This window comes from Streptococcus mitis (genome assembly GCF_001074635.1).
Classification (GTDB): domain Bacteria; phylum Bacillota; class Bacilli; order Lactobacillales; family Streptococcaceae; genus Streptococcus; species Streptococcus mitis_E.
In genome coordinates this window covers 1-2,450 of sequence record NZ_JUQO01000021.1, presented here as the reverse complement: position 1 = coordinate 2,450, position 2,450 = coordinate 1, and the positions used below count along the sequence as shown (strand labels likewise).

The 2,450-nt window shown below is 36.4% G+C and carries 2 protein-coding genes; both read left to right on the top strand.

All coding sequences use genetic code 11. From position 1 onward, the window contains the following. The first annotated feature begins 201 nt into the window (after nt 1–201). Nucleotides 202–2,223: a bacteriocin-associated integral membrane family protein gene (locus ADI58_RS00780; RefSeq protein ID WP_049521094.1), complete on the top strand. Its 2,022-nt coding sequence runs from the start codon at nt 202–204 to the stop codon at nt 2,221–2,223. Between the two features lies 1 nt (nt 2,224). Beyond that, on the top strand, nt 2,225–2,450 hold a 226-nt coding region (locus ADI58_RS00775; RefSeq protein WP_049521093.1), incomplete at its 3' end, for an ATP-binding cassette domain-containing protein.

Sequence of the window (2,450 nt, the reverse complement as noted above, 5' to 3'; positions counted from 1 at the left end):
TGAGGTTGTAGATAAGACTGACGAAGTCAGTTACATATATCTACGGCAAGGCAACGTTGACGCGGTTTGAAGAGATTTTTGAAGAGTATTATTGTCTTGGTGCTCAGGGTGTGATTGATTAAACTAGGAAAATAATTCTAAGAATTTATAAAAGATAAACTATTTTTCTATAGGATTATTCTCTTATACAAGGAGTCTACTATGAAGAAACTATTTATATTATTATCAATTTTTTTTCTCAGCTTCTTCCTTGCTTGGATTATTGTCTTACGTGCGCCACAATATTTATATGCAAGCTATGATTCCGTCTCCTTACTTCGTGTCAAAAAGGATACTCAGGAACCGACGCGTGAGGTATTTGAACAGGAATTGGAGAATTTTGCAAACTCAGAACAGAGTTTAATAGCTAGGAGAATTGTAGAGCCGAGTAAGGATGGGACGACTCACTTTACTTATGCAACTTATGGTCAGGGAACTTTACCAAAAGAATTCCAAGAAGCTAGCCAAGAAAGTCGTGAACGTAGTGATCCGCTAAATAGTTATCTCCTTTTATCAGGCTCCTTGACAAAAGAAAAGCTAGCCGATAAATTAGGAGATTTGGGTTATAAAGCAATTCCTGACCGAAAGACACCGCCCTATTCTCTTGCTTTTAGAATGTTACTAATTCCCCTTATTTTAATTAGTTTAGCAATATTTGGCTTATCTTTCTTTGCTTTAGTGATTATCACTCGGATTAAGGAAATGAGAGCAGCAGGTATAAAACTCTTTTCTGGTCAGACTCTCTTATCCATCATGGGGCATTCTTTATCTACTGATATCAAATGGCTCCTTCTATCAGCCCTCCTTTCCTTCCTAGGTGGGGGAGTCGTTCTTTTTAGTCAAGGTTTGTTTTATCCTATCTTGTTAGCCACCTATGGTTTTGGGATTAGTTTCTATCTGTTATTTTTATTGGGTATTTCAATTTTACTAATGCTCCTTTACCTAATGAGTTTGAGTTACAAAGCATTAGTTCCTGTTATTAAGGGGAGATTACCCCTTAAACGCTTGATGACTTTAACCCTATTGTGTCAGTTAGTAGCTGTTTTTACAGTAGGCTACGCTGTTAAGACAGGTTTGACGTCTTACCAACGATTGAAAGAACTTGAAATTTCAAAACAAGCATGGCAGGACAGAGCAGACTATTACCAGATTTTCTTTGGCTTAGGTGATAGAGTAAAAGATACAGAAAATCAGAATAAGTGGTATGCCTTTGCCAAGGAAGCAATCGAAGAAGAACAGGCTCTATTTGTAAAAGATAATCTCATTCATTTTGCAAATCCTCAAGGAAAAAATGAACAGGGAGAGACACTGGATACCTATAGTCCAGATGCTAATGTTCTCTATGTCAGTCCAAGTTATTTGGACAAGGAAAATGTATCTGTAAATGGTGAGACTAGACAGAAACTAGCCCATCTTCAAAAAGGGGAATTTGGACTCTTATTACCAGAATCTCTTCGTTCACAGGAAGCAGAACTTAAGAAAGCTTTTGAAGAAAGATTGAGTGATTATGGAAAATCTGGTGAGGAGGCAAGTGCTCCTTTAGAGTATGAAATGAGAGCGATTGTTAGTTATCTTCCAACTGGAGAAAAGCGGTTTGTTTATAATAACGGTGAGAATCCCGTATCCACTCAGTATTTGACTGATCCGATTTTAGTTGTATTTACTCCAACATCTATAGGTGATAGTATCATTTCCAAATCTAGTTGGTCTATCAATGCTGGTAAGAATATCTTTGTCAAAGGATATGAAGATGGGATTAAACTCTTGAAAAATGCAGGAATTTATGAGCAAGTATCCTATCTTAAAGAAGGAAGAAGTGTTTATCTAACTCGTTATAATGAAGTTCAAACTGAAACAGCAACTTTAATCTTAGGAGCTATTGTGGGGATAGCTAGTTCCTTGTTACTCTTTTATTCTGTCAATCTTCTATATTTCGAGCAATTCCGCCGAGATATCTTGATTAAACGAATTTCAGGCTTACGATTTTTTGAAACACATGCTCAGTATATGGTTAGTCAATTTGCCAGTTTTGTATTTGGTGCTAGTCTCTTTATTTTAAGCAGTCGAGACTTGGTGATTGGTTTGCTCACTTTATTCGTCTTTCTAGCTAGTGCAGTTTTGACGCTTTACCGTCAAGCTCATAAAGAATCTCGTGTTTCTATGACAATTATGAAAGGAAAATAGGATGATTGAACTAAAGAATATATCTAAAAAATTTGGAAGCCGTCAGCTATTTTCAGATACGAATCTTCATTTTGAAGGTGGGAAAATTTATGCCTTAATCGGTACAAGTGGCTGTGGTAAGACAACACTCTTGAATATGATTGGACGATTAGAGCCATATGACAAAGGACAAATCATCTATGATGGTACTTCTCTTAAGGACATAAAGCCTTCTGTTTTCTTTAGAG